The sequence below is a fragment of the Bordetella sp. 15P40C-2 genome (genome assembly GCF_009763235.1).
GTDB lineage: Bacteria > Pseudomonadota > Gammaproteobacteria > Burkholderiales > Burkholderiaceae_B > Bordetella_A.
In genome coordinates, this window is the sequence record NZ_WSJA01000034.1 from 23,840 (window position 1) to 39,010 (window position 15,171).

Annotated in this window: 14 protein-coding genes; 9 read left to right on the plus strand and 5 right to left on the minus strand. The window is 59.5% G+C overall.

Annotation, left to right across the window (positions count from 1 at the left end):
- Positions 1–8 precede the first annotated feature (8 nt).
- Complete coding sequence (locus GOQ25_RS14505) at positions 9–449, plus strand: Rrf2 family transcriptional regulator (RefSeq protein WP_160351194.1); 441 nt, start codon at positions 9–11, stop codon at positions 447–449.
- Here the strand turns inward: GOQ25_RS14505 and GOQ25_RS14510 are convergent.
- Complete coding sequence (locus tag GOQ25_RS14510; RefSeq protein ID WP_160351195.1) at positions 446–2,353, minus strand: phage integrase family protein; 1,908 nt, start codon at positions 2,351–2,353, stop codon at positions 446–448. The genes GOQ25_RS14505 and GOQ25_RS14510 overlap by 4 nt on opposite strands.
- A gap of 183 nt (positions 2,354–2,536) precedes the next feature.
- On the opposite strand from GOQ25_RS14510, the gene GOQ25_RS14515 reads away from it, so the two are divergent.
- The 6 genes from GOQ25_RS14515 to GOQ25_RS14540 all read left to right on the plus strand — a co-directional run bounded on the left by GOQ25_RS14515 (position 2,537) and on the right by GOQ25_RS14540 (position 8,998).
- Positions 2,537–3,445, plus strand: a complete 909-nt coding sequence (locus tag GOQ25_RS14515) for a CoA ester lyase (RefSeq protein WP_160351196.1) — start codon at positions 2,537–2,539, stop codon at positions 3,443–3,445.
- 157 nt (positions 3,446–3,602) lie between these two features.
- Entirely contained in the window at positions 3,603–4,529 is a 927-nt protein-coding gene (locus GOQ25_RS14520) for a LysR family transcriptional regulator (RefSeq protein WP_160351197.1), read from the plus strand.
- Positions 4,530–4,641: 112 nt separating this feature from the next.
- Complete coding sequence (locus tag GOQ25_RS14525; RefSeq protein ID WP_160351198.1) at positions 4,642–5,616, plus strand: tripartite tricarboxylate transporter substrate binding protein; 975 nt, start codon at positions 4,642–4,644, stop codon at positions 5,614–5,616.
- Between the two features lie 75 nt (positions 5,617–5,691).
- Positions 5,692–6,840, plus strand: a complete 1,149-nt coding sequence (locus tag GOQ25_RS14530; protein ID WP_160351199.1) for a mandelate racemase/muconate lactonizing enzyme family protein — start codon at positions 5,692–5,694, stop codon at positions 6,838–6,840.
- 96 nt (positions 6,841–6,936) lie between these two features.
- Positions 6,937–7,851 carry a dihydrodipicolinate synthase family protein gene (locus GOQ25_RS14535; RefSeq protein WP_160351200.1) on the plus strand — a complete coding sequence of 305 codons (915 nt, stop codon included), beginning with the start codon at positions 6,937–6,939 and terminating at the stop codon, positions 7,849–7,851.
- A gap of 622 nt (positions 7,852–8,473) precedes the next feature.
- Positions 8,474–8,998, plus strand: a complete 525-nt coding sequence (locus tag GOQ25_RS14540; protein ID WP_160351201.1) for a carboxymuconolactone decarboxylase family protein — start codon at positions 8,474–8,476, stop codon at positions 8,996–8,998.
- A 100-nt stretch (positions 8,999–9,098) separates the two neighbouring features.
- On the opposite strand, the gene GOQ25_RS14545 is transcribed toward GOQ25_RS14540, so the two are convergent.
- The 4 genes from GOQ25_RS14545 to GOQ25_RS14560 form a co-directional block, all read right to left on the minus strand.
- Complete coding sequence (locus GOQ25_RS14545; RefSeq protein ID WP_160351202.1) at positions 9,099–10,031, minus strand: 3-keto-5-aminohexanoate cleavage protein; 933 nt, start codon at positions 10,029–10,031, stop codon at positions 9,099–9,101.
- A 53-nt stretch (positions 10,032–10,084) separates the two neighbouring features.
- On the minus strand, positions 10,085–11,047 hold the full coding sequence (locus GOQ25_RS14550) for a tripartite tricarboxylate transporter substrate binding protein (RefSeq protein ID WP_160351203.1): 963 nt from the start codon (positions 11,045–11,047) through the stop codon (positions 10,085–10,087).
- Positions 11,048–11,150: 103 nt separating this feature from the next.
- Positions 11,151–11,948 carry an SDR family NAD(P)-dependent oxidoreductase gene (locus GOQ25_RS14555; RefSeq protein ID WP_202109487.1) on the minus strand — a complete coding sequence of 266 codons (798 nt, stop codon included), beginning with the start codon at positions 11,946–11,948 and terminating at the stop codon, positions 11,151–11,153.
- Positions 11,949–12,005: 57 nt separating this feature from the next.
- Positions 12,006–12,800: an SDR family NAD(P)-dependent oxidoreductase gene (locus GOQ25_RS14560; RefSeq protein WP_160351294.1), complete on the minus strand. Its 795-nt coding sequence runs from the start codon at positions 12,798–12,800 to the stop codon at positions 12,006–12,008.
- Positions 12,801–12,896: 96 nt separating this feature from the next.
- On the opposite strand from GOQ25_RS14560, the gene GOQ25_RS14565 reads away from it, so the two are divergent.
- Both GOQ25_RS14565 and GOQ25_RS14570 read left to right on the plus strand, forming a co-directional pair.
- Entirely contained in the window at positions 12,897–13,829 is a 933-nt protein-coding gene (locus tag GOQ25_RS14565; RefSeq protein ID WP_160351205.1) for a LysR family transcriptional regulator, read from the plus strand.
- A 17-nt stretch (positions 13,830–13,846) separates the two neighbouring features.
- On the plus strand, positions 13,847–14,803 hold the full coding sequence (locus tag GOQ25_RS14570) for a zinc-binding dehydrogenase (protein ID WP_160351206.1): 957 nt from the start codon (positions 13,847–13,849) through the stop codon (positions 14,801–14,803).
- The last annotated feature ends 368 nt before the right edge of the window (positions 14,804–15,171 follow it).

Genomic DNA, 15,171 nt, shown 5'->3' on the forward strand with positions numbered 1-15,171 from the left:
TTCCGCCTATGCAATTGACCCGATACACCGACTTCGGCCTGCGCGTCATGATGTACCTGACGCAGGCCGGCGCGCGCGAAACACCCGTGACGATCACCGAGATTACCGAACGCTTCGCGGTGTCGCGTAATCACATTGTCAAGGTGGTGCACTTTCTGGGTCAGCAAGGCTGGGTAGCCACCACACGTGGCAAGGGCGGCGGTCTGCGACTCGCCCGCCCGCCCTCGACATACCGGCTCGGCGACCTCGTGCGAACGCTGGAACACCAAAGCATGCTGGTCAACTGCGCAGAGCCGCCTTGCGCGCTGGCGGGCATGTGCCGATTGGCCGGCGTACTAGCCGACAGCCTGCAGGTTTTTTTCGATACGCTAAACCAGCATACTCTCGCGGATCTGGTGCGCGCGCCCACGGGCGAGGCGATCGTGCAGTTGTACCGCTCGCCCTACTAGGGTCCCAACACGCCCTCGACAAACGCTTCGGTCTCTTTGTGCTGCGCTTCGCTCGCCGTATCGATATACATACTGCTCACCGCAATCGACGCATGACCTAAGTTGTCCCGCACGCTTTCCAGACCCACGCCGCGACGCAAGGCATGCGTCGCATGCGTGTGACGCAGCCAATGCGTGCTGGCCCGCGCGAACACCGCCGAGGCTTCCTTATCCTGCCCGAACGCCCAGTCCGACACGTCCCGGAAGCACTCCTTCAGGTGGATATAAATGGCGTTCTCGGACAAGGCCCGCCGCGAATCTTCGAGCGCGGCAATTAAAGGCAGTTCGCGTGGCAAATCCAACACGCTGTCGAACTGATGTGCTCTTTCTTTTAAATAAACATGCAGGGCATTCATAACCGGTCGCACAAAGGGCACCTCGCGTTCGCGCCCGCCCTTGCCGACCACATGCAGAAACCAAGCGGACTTCTCCCCAAAGTGCCGCAGACGCAAATCGCCCAGACGGGCCTTGGCCACTTCGCTGCGACGCAAGCCAGTGGCATATAACAACATCATCAAGTATCGCAACCGCGTGGCCGCCAAACCCGTGGGCAATGCCCCCAGATACTCGCGCACCATGCCCCACTGCTGGAACGACAAGCTGCGATGGGTGGGCTTCATATTGCCGCGATCCATGCGCGGCAGCCCCTCGAACGGGTTGCTATCCAGATACCGCTGTCCGACCAGCCAGGAACACATCCCCGACAGCACCTGAACTGCATAGGCAATGCTGCGCGGGCTTAGCCCGCCTTTCACAAACGGCCGCCATGCTGCATGAAAGCGGTCATAGCGTCGATCCGCCACCCATAGCGGCGCGGGCTCCGGCCGCGCCAAGAACTGTACATAGTCAGCGACGTCTTGTGTGTTCAGACTGGAAAATGCCCGGCGCTTGGCAAAGATCGCCCATAACAATAATCGCTCGGCTTCCTTTCTATAGGCGCGTTCGGTATTGGGCTTGTTCGCGTAAAGACGCAGCCACGCATGGATAGCCTCCAAGTCGTTGTGCACGTCCAGCTTGTTGCGCGCCGCGGGCATGCGATTCGTGCCCTGGCTGCCGTCGAGCATCGTCGGGCTGCGGAATTTTTCCAAAGGAACGATCGCGCCTGCCGGCGCCATCAAGGGATGACGCTCGCGCCGTTGGCTGCGATACGCGCGCATCGGCGTGGTCGCATAGCCATCCAGCGCGGTGGCCATGTCACTGGCTTGGAAAAACGCGACCACTTGCGTCGCGCGTTTTTCCCCTAACCCCGGTATCAGCGCAAACCACCGATAACCACGATGGTTCATGAAACGCACCAGATCTTGCAGCGTGTTCAACCCGGCACTCGTCAATCTGGCCGCAAGCGGCGCATCAAACCAACCCTCGATCTGATCCTCCGGCCGAGGTGGCTCAGCGATCTCCGCGGCCAGGGCATTAATCAGCCGGATTTTCTTTTCTAGCAGCCGCGCATTGCGCAACAGCCGCCGATCTACGGGGCCGGGCTGCGCCGCATCTTCGGGCCCGTACTCATCCTCGTACATCAAGAGGAGTTCGGATTCCGAATAAAACCCGGCGGGATCGACCTCGTCCCGGTACTCTTCCAGCGAAGGACGGTAGCGCGCCGGCGGATCATCGGCGGCCGCGGCGGGCAGTTTGGACGACAGCCGCCCGCGCGGGATACGCAGCAACGCAGCCGCCCCGTGCTTGCCCCGCCGTTTGGAGGCTTGCACCAATGCGTCCTGCACAGCCTGTAGCGTTCGCTTGGCCGCCGGCAGGCTGACCTCGGCGCCCAGGTAACGCACCGCCAGCTCAGACAGCTCCAAGTTGGACTCGAATGCGGCCCGGAAAAACGCCACCTGCTGCAGCCCAAGTTTGCGTACGACCACGTGCTCTCCCCTGCCCCGTTCCGGCAGTCCTTCATGAATGTTCCAAGTCGGAACATTAAAAATTCCGGCAGCCGGGGTGCGCAAGCCCCGCAGTCGCCATTCACGCCGGCTCTTATTCTACCGGCAAGCGTGCCTCAATCACGGCGAGCCTGACCCCAGCGGTGTGGTGCATGGGGCTCTCTTGTGAAACACATTTACTTAGCGTATATCCTGGAAGCGTCACTTCAAGGGAAAAAGATGAGCAAAAAACTTCGCACTGTTCTTTACGTTCCAGCCACCAATGAAAAAGCTATGCGCAAGGCGGCGGGTCTGACCGTCGATGCCGTGATCTTTGATCTGGAAGACAGTGTGTTTCCGGAACAAAAAGCCTTGGCAAGATCTAGCCTCGCCACCTTCTTGGCTAAGGAGCGCGCGAGTTTTGCGGGCAAGTATCTGGTGATTCGAATCAATGCCAGCGATACCGAATACTGGAAAGACGACATCGCTGTGATCGCGGACATTCTGCCGGATGCCGTACTGCTACCCAAGGTGACGTCTCCACAGCACATCCAGGAAACCTACGCGCGGCTAACGGCAAGCGGCAGTCACATCCCAAAATTCTGGGCGATGATTGAAAATCCGCTGGGAATCTTGCGGCTGGATAGCATTGTGGAAACCGGCAAATCGTTCGGGCTTGAATGTCTTGTCTTGGGCACTAATGACCTAGTGAAGGACAGCGATATGGAGCCTGGAAAGAATCGCTGCAATCTTGTCCCGTGGTTCAGTCATGTCATGCTGGTGGCCAAAGCCTTTGATGTCGCTGTGATCGACGGTGTGTTGAACGACATCAAGAGTCTCGACGCGTTGCAAGCCGAATGCGATGTGGCGCGCGCATTAGGGATGAATGGCAAAAGCATCATTCATCCGGCGCAAGTGGACACCGTGAACAAGGCGTTTAGTCCCAACGAAGAACAAATCGCATGGTGGCGGAAAATCGTGGCAGCTTACGCACGACCCGAAAACCAAAACGCGGGGGTTATCAATCTGGACGGTACGATGGTCGAGCGGCTACACCTGGAGATTGCTGAGCGCAAACTGCGGGAATATCTGTAAGCCGGCCGAGCATTAAGTATCTAGGCTGTTCGTCTCTGTGATCACGAAAAACTAGGGAAACCACGGATAGCGGTTCGGCCCCGGCATAGGTCACATCAATACGACCCTGCTGCCCACGATCGGAAGCGGGCACGGCATCGACCATCGTGACGATCACATGAATCTATCTCTACGACATATGCGTGCGTTCGCCGCCTTGGCTAGCGCTCGGAATTTCACCCGCGCCGCCGAGGAATGTCACCTCACGCAGTCCGCCTTCAGCGCGCTGATCGCCAATCTCGAAGACGGTTTAGGCCTGAAACTATTCGCGCGCAATACTCGCAATGTGGACCTCACCAGCGAGGGCGAGGCCTTTCTGAATATCGTCAAATCACTGCTTCCGGAAACCGAACGAGCGTTGGAAATGATGCGGGACCAGGCCGTACTAAAGCGCGGCAAGGTTGCGATTGCGGCACTGCCCACCATCTGCTCGTCCATCTTGCCCGCCTTGATCGAAACCTTTCATGCGGCACACCCCGACATCGAGTTGATCATCGAAGACGTCGCCAATGCTACCTGCATCGAACAAGTGAGACAGCGGCGCATGGACTTCGCATTGTGCGCGGCGACGTTTCAAGGCGGCGAACTCGTTATGGAAACGCTGGCGTCGGACCGCTTTCACTTCGTCTGCCATCCGCGGCATCCTCTCGCGGGAAGACGTCGCCTGACACACACCGAAGTGCAACAAGCGTTCCCCATCATTGTCTATGACCAGGCCAGCAGTATTCGACAGCATTTGGACGCTGCGATCTACCCGTTGCACTGGCGCAAGTCTTACGAGGTCAACAATCTATCGTCGGCCGCTGGATTGGTCGCCGCGGGCCTGGGTGCGACTATTGTTCCAACACTGGGCGTGCGTCAGTTTCAGGTGTTCGGCCTTCGAATCATCCCCATCGACCTGCCCCTGGAACGCCGGGGCATCTGCTTGCTACGCCACAAACATCGCGAACCCTCCCTGGCCGCTGCCGCGTTTATGCAGGTGGTGCGCGAACGTTTCGCGCGCGAACTCGAAGCGCTGTACACAGACGCGCTGGCCTCAGGGTGATTTAGCCAACTTTTCACTTAATACATCGAAAGAATCGATCTATTGACTGAAATTTAGCGCATATCCTCCTTCTGTTGCGATAAGGCTTCCAATAATAGACAGGAGACATGCCATGCGTAAGTTCGCACGTTCGTTGGTCACGCTTTGCCTCGCCACTTCGGTATTGAGTGCCGGCCTCGCGGTGGCACAGATTTATCCCGAAAAACCCGTACGCATTATGGTCGGCATGGCACCGGGCGGATCGAACGACACCATCGCGCGACTAATTGGCAGCGCGCTGCAAGAGCGTCTCCACCAGCCGTTTATCGTCGAGAACAAGCCTGGCGCCAACAGCACCATCGCCACTGCGGAAGTGGCTCGCGCGCAACCGGATGGTTACAACCTCATGCTGGTGATCTCATCGCACGTAACCAACACCATGCTGTTCTCGCAACTCAACTACAAGCTGGAAGACTTCAAGCCCGTCACTGTTATCGCCGAAACACCTTTCGTGTTGGTGGCGAATCCCAAGTTCAAGCCCAACAACGTCAGCGAATTCATCAAATACGCCAAATCAAACAAAGAACGCACGATTGATTTCGGCACCCCCGGCATGGGTTCGACACAGCATATTGCCATGGAGTTGATGGACCAGATGGCCGGCACCAAAATGAATCACGTGCCCTATAAAGGGGGGGCCCCTGCGCAAGCAGACCTGATCGGCGGCGTCATCCCGGTGATCTTTGCCACCCCCACACAAAGCCTGCCATTCCTCAAAAACGGTCAGCTCAAAGCGCTAGGCGTCACTTCGCCAAAGCGGCTTCCACAACTGCCTGACATCCCCACCTTCACCGAGTCGGGGTTAACCGGGTATGACGCCAACGTGTGGTTCGGCATTGTCGCGCCTGCCAACACACCGGATACCGTCGTGCAGCTGCTGAATAAGGAAATCGTCGACATCATCTCGAATCAACCCATCAGGGGCAGACTGGAAGAGATGGGCCTTACCCCCGTGGGCAGCACGCCCGAAGCATTCGCGGCGTTGCTCGAAAGCGAGAAAAAGAAATGGGCCGAGGTGATCAAGATCGCCAACATCAGCTTGCAGTAAGCCCGCTGCCTATTAGCACCGGCGCGACGATCTTGCAGGGCGCCGGATTGCCCTATGCCTAAGGAGTTCACATATATGCCTGTTATCGAGTCCGTTTCTGTATGCATTGCCAGAGTCCCCTTGGACAACCCCGTCAGTTTTTCAACGCGCCAGGTAACGGCGCGTGAGTACTGTCTCATCCGGGTTCGTAGCCGTGACGGCCACGAGGGGCTGGGCTACTGTTACGCGGTCAACAGCGCTGGCCGCCTGTTGTCGATGGCGGCCACGGAATTGCTAGCACCGCGCTTGATCGGGGAAGACAGTCACCGTGTCGAAGGTCTATGGGCCGAGATGTACCAGGACGCGCTGCTGATGGGACGTGCCGGGGCGGTGATGCGAGTCTTGTCGGCGATTGACATCGCGCTATGGGATCTGAACGCACGTACGACCGGCCTGCCGCTCTATCGATATCTAGGCGCCAAGGCGCTTGACCGCGTGCCCGGTTACGCCAGCGGTGGTTATTACCTGCCTGGCAAATCCAATGATGACCTCGCCGCCGAGATGAGCGCCCACGTCAGGGACGGATTCAAAGCCGTGAAGATGAAGGTCGGCCTCAAGTCGGTAGCAGAGGAACGCCAGCGTATGCAGGCCGTCCGCGAAGCCATCGGTGATGACGTACGTCTGATGCTGGATGCCAACAACGCTTGGCGCGACCTGCCCACGGCGTTGGAATACGCGCGATGCTTCGAGCCATTCAACCCGTTCTGGCTTGAAGAGCCCTTCTCCCCGGATGACCTCGACAATCATGCCCGGCTCGCAGCGGCAACGCCGATTACCATCGCCACTGGCGAGGTTGAAGCGGGACGCTGGCGATTCAAAGATCTCATCACGACCGGTGCCACCACCCTGCTACAGACGGATGCAACCGTCTGCGGCGGCATCACCGAATGGAAACGCATTGCCGCTACGGCGGCCAGCCACGGCCTGACCGTAGAACCCCATGCGTGGCATGACGTCCATATCCATCTGGTCGCGGCGACCCCCAATTGCACATACGTCGAATGGATGCCCGATGACCATATCGTGAACTTCCGCCGCGTCATTGACCAGCAACTGGTGGCAGAAGACGGCAACTTGCTTCTGCCACAGGGACCCGGCCTGGGCTTTCAGTTCGATGATGAGGCCATCGCGCGCTACGGCGTGGTGTATCGCGGCGAGGACGCCGCCTGGATCACCGTTCGTTGAAAGCGCAGACGCCGGACCGCGACCACCAACGTGAAAGCCGGGGGACTGATGTTTCCCCGCCTCCCGGCTTCTGATCCACCTCGACGGAGCATCCAGATGAGCGAGAAAATTCGTGGCGTACTATCCCCCGTGGTCACGCCTTTTCGGCAGAACGGCCGCGTTGATTTGCAGCGATTCATACGCCACTGCCATTGGCTGCAAACCCATCATGTCGGCCTGGCGTTCTTGGGCACCAATTCCGAAGCGAACTCGCTCTCTCCTGGCGAGCGTATCGAAATGATCGACGCGTTGCTGGAATCCGGTATCAGCCCCGGTGTGATGATGCCCGGCACCGGCGCCTGCGACCTCCCCACCGCCGTGCGCTTGAGCCGCAAGGCTGCCCAAGCCGGTTGCGCGGGGGTGTTGACGTTGCCACCGTTTTACTACAAAGGGGTAAGCGACGAGGGTTTGTTCCGATTTTTCGCCGAACTCATCGAACAGGTCGGTGACCAACGCCTGCGAATCTATCTCTATCACATCCCGCCCGCCACACACGTCGGCATCAGTCTCGATTTGATCGACAAACTACTCACCCGCTATCCAGGCAGCATCGCCGGTATCAAGGATTCCTCTGGTGACTGGAACAACATGCAGTCCATGCTAGTGCAGTTTAAAGATCGAAATTTCGATGTTTTCCCGGGCAGCGAAGTTTTCTTGTTGAAAGGCCTGCGACATGGCGCGATCGGCTGCATCAGCGCAACGGCAAACGTTAATCCAGCCGCGATCTACCGCGTGTATGAACAGTGGCAGACACTCGAGGCCGACCAACTTCAAAACGACCTCGATCGCACTCGCGGTATCTTCCAGCGCTTTGCAATGATTCCTGCGCTGAAGGCCGCTGTGGCACATTGGGCCAATGACGCTGAATGGCGCCGTGTTCGTCCACCGCTGGTCGAACTGACGCAGGAACAAGAGGCGGAGCTGATAAGCAGTCTAAAGGAGACCGGATTTAGCATGCCAGGTCTGGTATGAAAGACGCTATTGATCAAGCCCCAGCCGCGGCGGCTACTGAATCTTCTTGCGCTTTGTAGCCACCTGGGCGCTGCGCGACGGACAACTGCCGACATAGGGCAATTGCCGACTTCTCCGAAAAATGTTTACCGTGCCCGGCCTGACGCGCCGGGTCTGGCTGTAATGGCCATCGTCTAACCTTCCCCTGGCCCACTTCTTTCCCGCCGCCCAACGCGCGCCCATTTCTCAAAGCTCGCCTTCGAACCCATGGTGAACCCCCGGCTTCACCCTGTTACATACCAGCGCAAATCCGGGGTGTCGGAAAAATCTCATGTAAATATCATTGTTGATAATATTAGTTATCAACAATGCTATTTCGCTTGGTCGGCACCTTCTCGAACCCCATTCCCCATGCGACAGTGGCACGTTTACGGCCTCAGCACCCTCCCCTACCGAGTCGTAAGTTAGCCGCACGCCACCAACCCCAGACTGGCAATCACCCTCGCCCAGGCAAAGTACCCAATATTGTTCTCCCTCCCCCACATTCATTCGCCCTGGGAATCTCTGCCCGCAAACCCGGAATTTCTCCGTGGACAACAGTCCATGTACAGTCAAGCCACGCTAACAAGGAGGAAGGAAAACCGTGGCTCGTATCCCTTATGCAGACTTGAACAGTGGCGACGTCAAGCCTTTAGTTGATCGCATCGTGGCAGAACGCGGCAGCGTCCTGCACCTGTATCAAATGCTTTTGAATAGCCCCCCGATCGCCGAGGGCTGGCTCAATTACCTGACAGCGGTGCGCCAAAAGGCCAAGCTCAACGGCGCGATTCGAGAGCTCGTCATCGTACGAGTCGCGCAGATCAACGGGGCTCAGTACGAAGCGGATCAGCATATCCCGATCGCTTTGAAGGAGGGCGTGACGCAGCAGCAGGTCGACGACCTGGCAGACTGGGAGCGATCCAATGCCTTTAACGAGACCGAAAAGCGCGTGCTCGCCCTGACAGACCAGATGACCCGGCAGGTCCATGTCGACCCCAAGCTCGTTGAAGGCCTGAAATCGGATTTTGACAACCAAGAAATCGTGGAACTGGTGGCCACCGTGGCCGCCTACAACATGGTTTCGCGCTTTTTGGAAGCCTTGGGAATCCATTCCGACGACCCGCGATAACCCCGCAATGCAAAAAAAAGCCCGGAGAGCCCGTGTAGAGGCCTACCGGGCCCTGGGCCCACCCGCCAGAAATAAACGCGCCAGAAGCCCGCTAAAGCCCTTAGAACGCCACGTTGCCGCCGCCTTTCAGTCCGAGGATCTCTCTGGCCTCGTCCGGCGTAGCAATCTGCAAGTTCAACGCCTCTGCAATCAGGCGGATCCGCTTGACCTGATCCGCGTTCGAAGCGGCCAGCTGTCCTGGCCCAATCCACAGCGAATCTTCCAGCCCGACCCGCACATGAGACCCGGACGCGAGTCCTATCGTCGCCAGCGGCATCTGATTACGCCCAGCTCCCAGAACCGACCATTCGTAATCCTTCCCAAACAGTCGGTCCGCCGTCCGCCGCATATGCAGCAAATCCTCGGGATGGGGCCCTATCCCACCCAGAATGCCAAATACGGTCTGAACAAACGGCTTGCCCGGCACCAGCCCGCGGTCCACAAAGTGGGCGAGGTTGTACAGGTGATTGGTGTCATAGCATTCGAACTCGAACCGCGTGCCATTCGCACTGCCCCGGGTGAGGATCACCTCGATATCCCGGTACGTATTTTTGAACACCAGATCGCGACTGTTCTCCAGATGGTCGCGTTCCCATGGATGCCGCAGCTCGCTAAAGCGCTGCAACATCGGAAACAGGCCAAAATTCATCGACCCCATGTTGAGCGAGGCCACCTCGGGCGCGAACTCCATGGCCGGGCGCATGCGTTCCTCGACCGTCATATGGGGACTGCCGCCGGTCGTGATATTGATCACCGCGTTCGTCTCGGCCTTGATCCGAGGCAGGAAAGCGCGGAAAAACGCCGGGTCCTGAGTCGGACGGCCGTCCTTGGGGTCGCGCGCATGCAGATGCAGAATCGCCGCGCCCGCTTCGGCGGCGGCGAGAGAATCTCTGACGATCTCGTCCGCGGTCACCGGGAGATGGGGCGACATAGAGGGGGTATGAATTGCGCCCGTCACGGCGCAACTGATGATGACTTTCCGTTGAGCTGCCATGGCAATTCCTTGTGCGACAAGCGTCCCCGGACCGCAAGGGACGCCCGTTTATCTCATTGCATTTTCTGGATCGTGGCCGAGAACAGGGCTTTCTGGCCCTGCAGATAGTCCTTGTACTCCTGGGGCCCGAGCACCATGGGCTGGGCACCGAATGTGGCCAAATTCTTGGCGATCTCATCCCCGTACTTGTCGGAGACCTGCTTGGCGGCCTCGTAGATCTTGTTCACGACCTCCGGCGGCGTTCCCTTGGGCGCTGAAATGCCGTAATACGTCGGACTGCCGATGTCATATCCCAGCTCCTTGAGCGTGGGGACATCCGGATACGCCTTCAGCCGCGTCTCGCCGAACACCGCCAATGGACGCAACGTGCCGGCCTGAATGTGCGCCTGAGCCGGCGCGATGGCGGTCGACGCCATGTCCACATGACCGCCCAGCAAGGCCGTGATCGCCGGGGCGCTGCCTTTGTAGGGGATATGACGCCATTTCACGCCGGCCGTGTTGGTAAAGGCTTCCGCCAGCAGATGCGTGATGCCTAAAGCGCCAGAGCTGGTGAAGGTGATCGTTTCCGGATGACTCTTGGAATACTTGACCAGATCGTCAATCGATTTCCAGCGTGAGCTCGACGGCACGACAATCATCAGGCCGCCCTCAGAGAGCGCCGCGACCGGCGTGAAATCCTCTGGTGTGTACTTCACCTCTTCGTTGGCCAAGGGCACCACCACGATCGAACCGGGCGACGTGCCCACCAGGGTATAACCGTCGGGCGCGCTGGTTACGACAGCACCCGCGCCCACACCGCCGCCCGCGCCGGGTTTGTATTGCAGCACCATGGGCTGCTTCAGGAATTCGTTCATCCGCTCCAGAAACGGGCGCAGCATATTGTCGGTGTCGCCAGGTTGAAACGGGATGACGACCTGAATGGGGCGCACGGGGAAATCGGTAGCGGCCAGCGCGCCCGTGGCGGCGGTCGAGGTCAGTGCCGCGGTGCAGAGTGTGATCAACCATTTGATGCGCATTATTGTCTCCGTTTTAGTTCGAGTGGTGCTACATCTGCGTCATGCCGCCGCGCCGGCGACGGCATGCTTATCCGGTTTAACGGCTGAACCGAGCGAGGCGAGATCAATCGCAGCGTGCGCTCATGCCGCCATCGACGACCAGCTCAGTGCCTGTGATGAAGCGCGCTTCGTCCGAAGCCAGAAACAGCACGGCGTTGGCCGTATCCAGGCCGTCGCCCATGAAATTGAGCGGAATGCGCTTTAAACGCCGCGCGAGCAAAGCCTGCACATCGCCCTGGGCCTGCGTCTTCGCCAACACTGCATCGACCAAAGGGGTGTGCATCAGGCCCGGAAGCACCGAGTTGACCCGGATGCCTTTGTGGGCGAGCTCGACGGCGGCCACGCGGCCATACTGGACCACAGCACCTTTGGCAGCCGCGTAGCCAATCTGCGGTGCGCCAGTCCAGCGAATCGCCGAGGTGGAGGCGATGTTCACAATGGCGCCCGATCCCTGGCTTTCCATGGTGGGAATCACCGCCTTGCTGACGACGAAAACGGTCTTGAGGTTCAAGGCGATCTGCTGGTCCCAATCCTCCTCGGAGAGCGCTGTGGCGCCACCGGGGCGCGGGCCGCCCACGTTGTTGACGAGAATGTCGACCGTGCCGTAGGTGTCGAGACAAGCGCGCACCATGTCTTGCACCGCGGCCGTATCGGTCACATCGCACTCATGAGTGCAGACCTCGCCGCCTGCTTCCCGCACCCTGTCCACGGTTTCGCCCATGGCGGCTGCGTCGCGGTCCACCGCGAAAACGCGCGCGCCCTCTTGGACAAACCGATAGACGATCGCCCGGCCGTTTCCCCAGCCCGGACCGACGCACCCCGCGCCGGTCACGATTGCCACCTTGCCTTCCAGCCTACCCATGACGTCTCCTCTTTGATTTTTACCCACGTGCACGCGCCCTAGGACGCTCATCGCCGCCTAGCGCGTCGCCGCCGTGATGCCGCCGTCGACCACGATCTCCTGCGCGGTGATGTACTTGCTCTCATCAGCAGCGAGGAACAACGCGGTGTGCGCCACATCCCACGCGTCGCCCATGTGCCCCATCGGCACCTGACGATGGCGATGCGCGACAAATCCATCAAAGTCCCCCCCGGCGTACTTGTCCGCCAGTCGTTTCACCAGCGGGGTAAAGACCAGCCCGGGCACCACGCAATTCAGGCGTATCCCCTTTGGCGCGTACATGACGGCAGTGGTTCGGGTGAACTGCATGAGCGCCGCCTTGGCCGCCGCATAGCCCACCTGGGGCTTGCCGGCATAACGCAATCCCGCAATCGAAGAAATGCTTACCACCGAGCCCCCGCCTTGCTTTTCCATGATGGGTAGCACGTGCTTGCAGGCGAGAAACGCCGAAGTCACGTTCACGCTCAGTTGATCCTCCCATGCCTGCTCGGTCAGTTCCACGGGTCCGCCGGGTTCAGAACGCCCAACGTTATTGATCAGAATGTCGATACGTCCATGGCGAGCCAGGCAGGCGGCCACGGCAGCCTCTACCTGTGCGGGATCCGTCGAGTCGCTGACCACCACGTCAACGCTGCCGCCTTCCTGGCGAATAATGTCCGCGGTGCGCTGTCCCGCCGCTTCATTCAGGTCGGTGCCGAACACCTGCGCGCCCTGACGCGCGAGTAACACCGCGATCGCCTGCCCGTTGCCCCATCCTTCTCCCAAAGAGCCACATCCCGTGACCAATGCAACCTTGTTGTCCAACCTGAGCATGCCGACCCTCATCTGGCGATTGTTGTGTGGACTATGGTAGAAGCTCAGGACTTGCGCGAGAAATTCCGTTTTTGCTGCCATTGATGGGAAATTGGAATGAATCTAACCCCCCGCGAGCTGCGGATCTTTGTATCCTTGGCGAGCTCACTGAGCTTTGTCCAGACCGCCGACAAGTTCTTCGTGACACAGCCCACCATGAGCAAGATGGTGAAAAGCATTGAGGACAAGCTGGGCGTCAAACTGTTCGAGCGCACCACGCGCACGGTTACGCTGACGCGCGAGGGGCAAACCCTGCTGGAGCTGGCTGGCCGCATCATCGAGGACTACGAGGCCGGCCTCGCGGAGCTGACCGAAGTAGCCCGCAGGGGGTCGCAAAAACTCGCCATCGCCGCGCTGCCTTCCCTGGCTGCCACGTTATTGCCACCGTTGATCGCCGAACTTCGACAGGAATCGCCGAACTTGATCATCAACATTCACGATGTCATCAACGATACCGCTCTGGACCTGCTGCGCATGCGCAAAGTCGACTTTGCGCTCTCGGGGCTGGACGTGGTGCATCGCGACCTGTCGTACATCGAAATCATGCGTGAACCCTTTGTCCTCCTGGGCTCCGACGTGATTCAGGAAGGGCGCACGCTCACGCACTGGTCCGAGTCGGAACTGGAGCGTTTGCCCATTATTTCGATGCCACGCGGTACCGGGACCCGCATGCATATCGATTTGGCCTTCATGAAGCGCGGCAAACAGTTTCGGCCGTTTCTCGAAATCCAAGGGCTATCCACCATAGGCAAATTCGTGACGCAGGGCTGTGGCCTGGCGCTGCTGCCGCTCTCTGCGGCGCAGCTCGTGTTCGAGCCCGGGCTATACATCGCCCGGCTGAGCGATGCCCCGGAACGAACCATAGGAATCATCACCCGACACGAGTCGGGATTGTCGGCCCTGGCTACCAAGGCGATTGAATGGGTCAGGACGTATGCGAGCCTCCAACTCGGGGCGACGCACGCAATGCCAGAAAACGCCATCACGTAAAAATCAAGGAGATGCAGATGAAGGCAGTACTCGCAACCCCGGCAGGCGCACTGTTAGGAGATCTGCCCACACCCTCCGTCGGTACCGGTCAACTCTTGGTCCGCGTTCATGCCGCCGCGCTAAATCGCGCCGATCTGCGCACTCTTCAGTTGGGCGAGAATACCGTGCTGGGCATGGAGTGGGCGGGGGAAGTCGTCGAGGCGGCCCCGGACGTTACGGCCTTCAGAGTCGGTGACAGAGTGATGTGCTCGGGCAAGGCAGCGTTTGCCGAATACGCCGGGGCTGACGTAGGGCGCACGATGAAAATCCCGGCTGAAAAGATTTCCTATCGTGAGGCCTCTTCAGTCATGCTGGCGCAACAGACGATGCACGATGCGATCGTCACGCACGGGCGCATCGAGAGAGGGGATCGGGTGCTGATTCATGGCGCGGCCTCCAGCGTAGGCCTGATGGGGGCAAAAATCGCCCGTGCCTGCGGCGCTAGCTTTGTCATGGGTACCTCGCGCGATCCGGCAAGGCGCGCTGCATTGCTCGAGAACGGCTTTGACGCGGTGCTCGATAGTGATGATCCGCGCTGGCCGGAACAAGCCTTGGGCCTCACCGCGGGGGACGGGTTTAATGTCATTGTCGACCAGGTTGCCGGTGCGCATTTCAACGACCTGATCCAGGTGGCGGCCATTCTCGGGCGGATCGTAAACGTGGGACGCCTGGGGGGTGCGAGCGGGGCGTTCGATTTTGAAACGCATGCGGTGAAGCGGTTGAGCTATATCGGGGTAACGTTTAGAACCCGCAGCTCAGCGGAAATCCAGCAGATTACCGAACGGATGCATAGGGATCTGTCGGCGGCGCTGGCCTGCGGCGAGTTGTTCATCCCGCTGGATCGAGACTTCGCGCTCGCTGACGCCGCGCAGGCGTACGAGCGCATGAAAGCGAACCAGCATTTCGGCAAGATCACGCTGCGCATTGATCACTAAGTGGAGCAGGTGGTCGGCCTGAGACACGCACCGATTTGGTCGACCACAACCGCTGCAGGATCACGGCGCGGCCCGGAGAGAGTTGCCACGCATGTCCGCGGACGGTGTTTTGGCCTCGATATCCCGGACCCCGTTCCGAAGGATGTTCCGAGTCGGAACAGTCCGGACGCCTAATGGGCTGGGGTGCTCACGCTATTTGCGGGTGCGCCGGCACGCAAAGCGGGCATCCCGCCTCGCTCTGCGGCGACGGCGTGCGCTTTATTCATCCGTTAAGCCCTCGGCTTCTGGGTCGAAAACCAACGTTCCGACTCGGAACACTGTGGGGCGCACCGCCTTCCTTGGTTTCATCCTTAGGCCAGGAACCGACC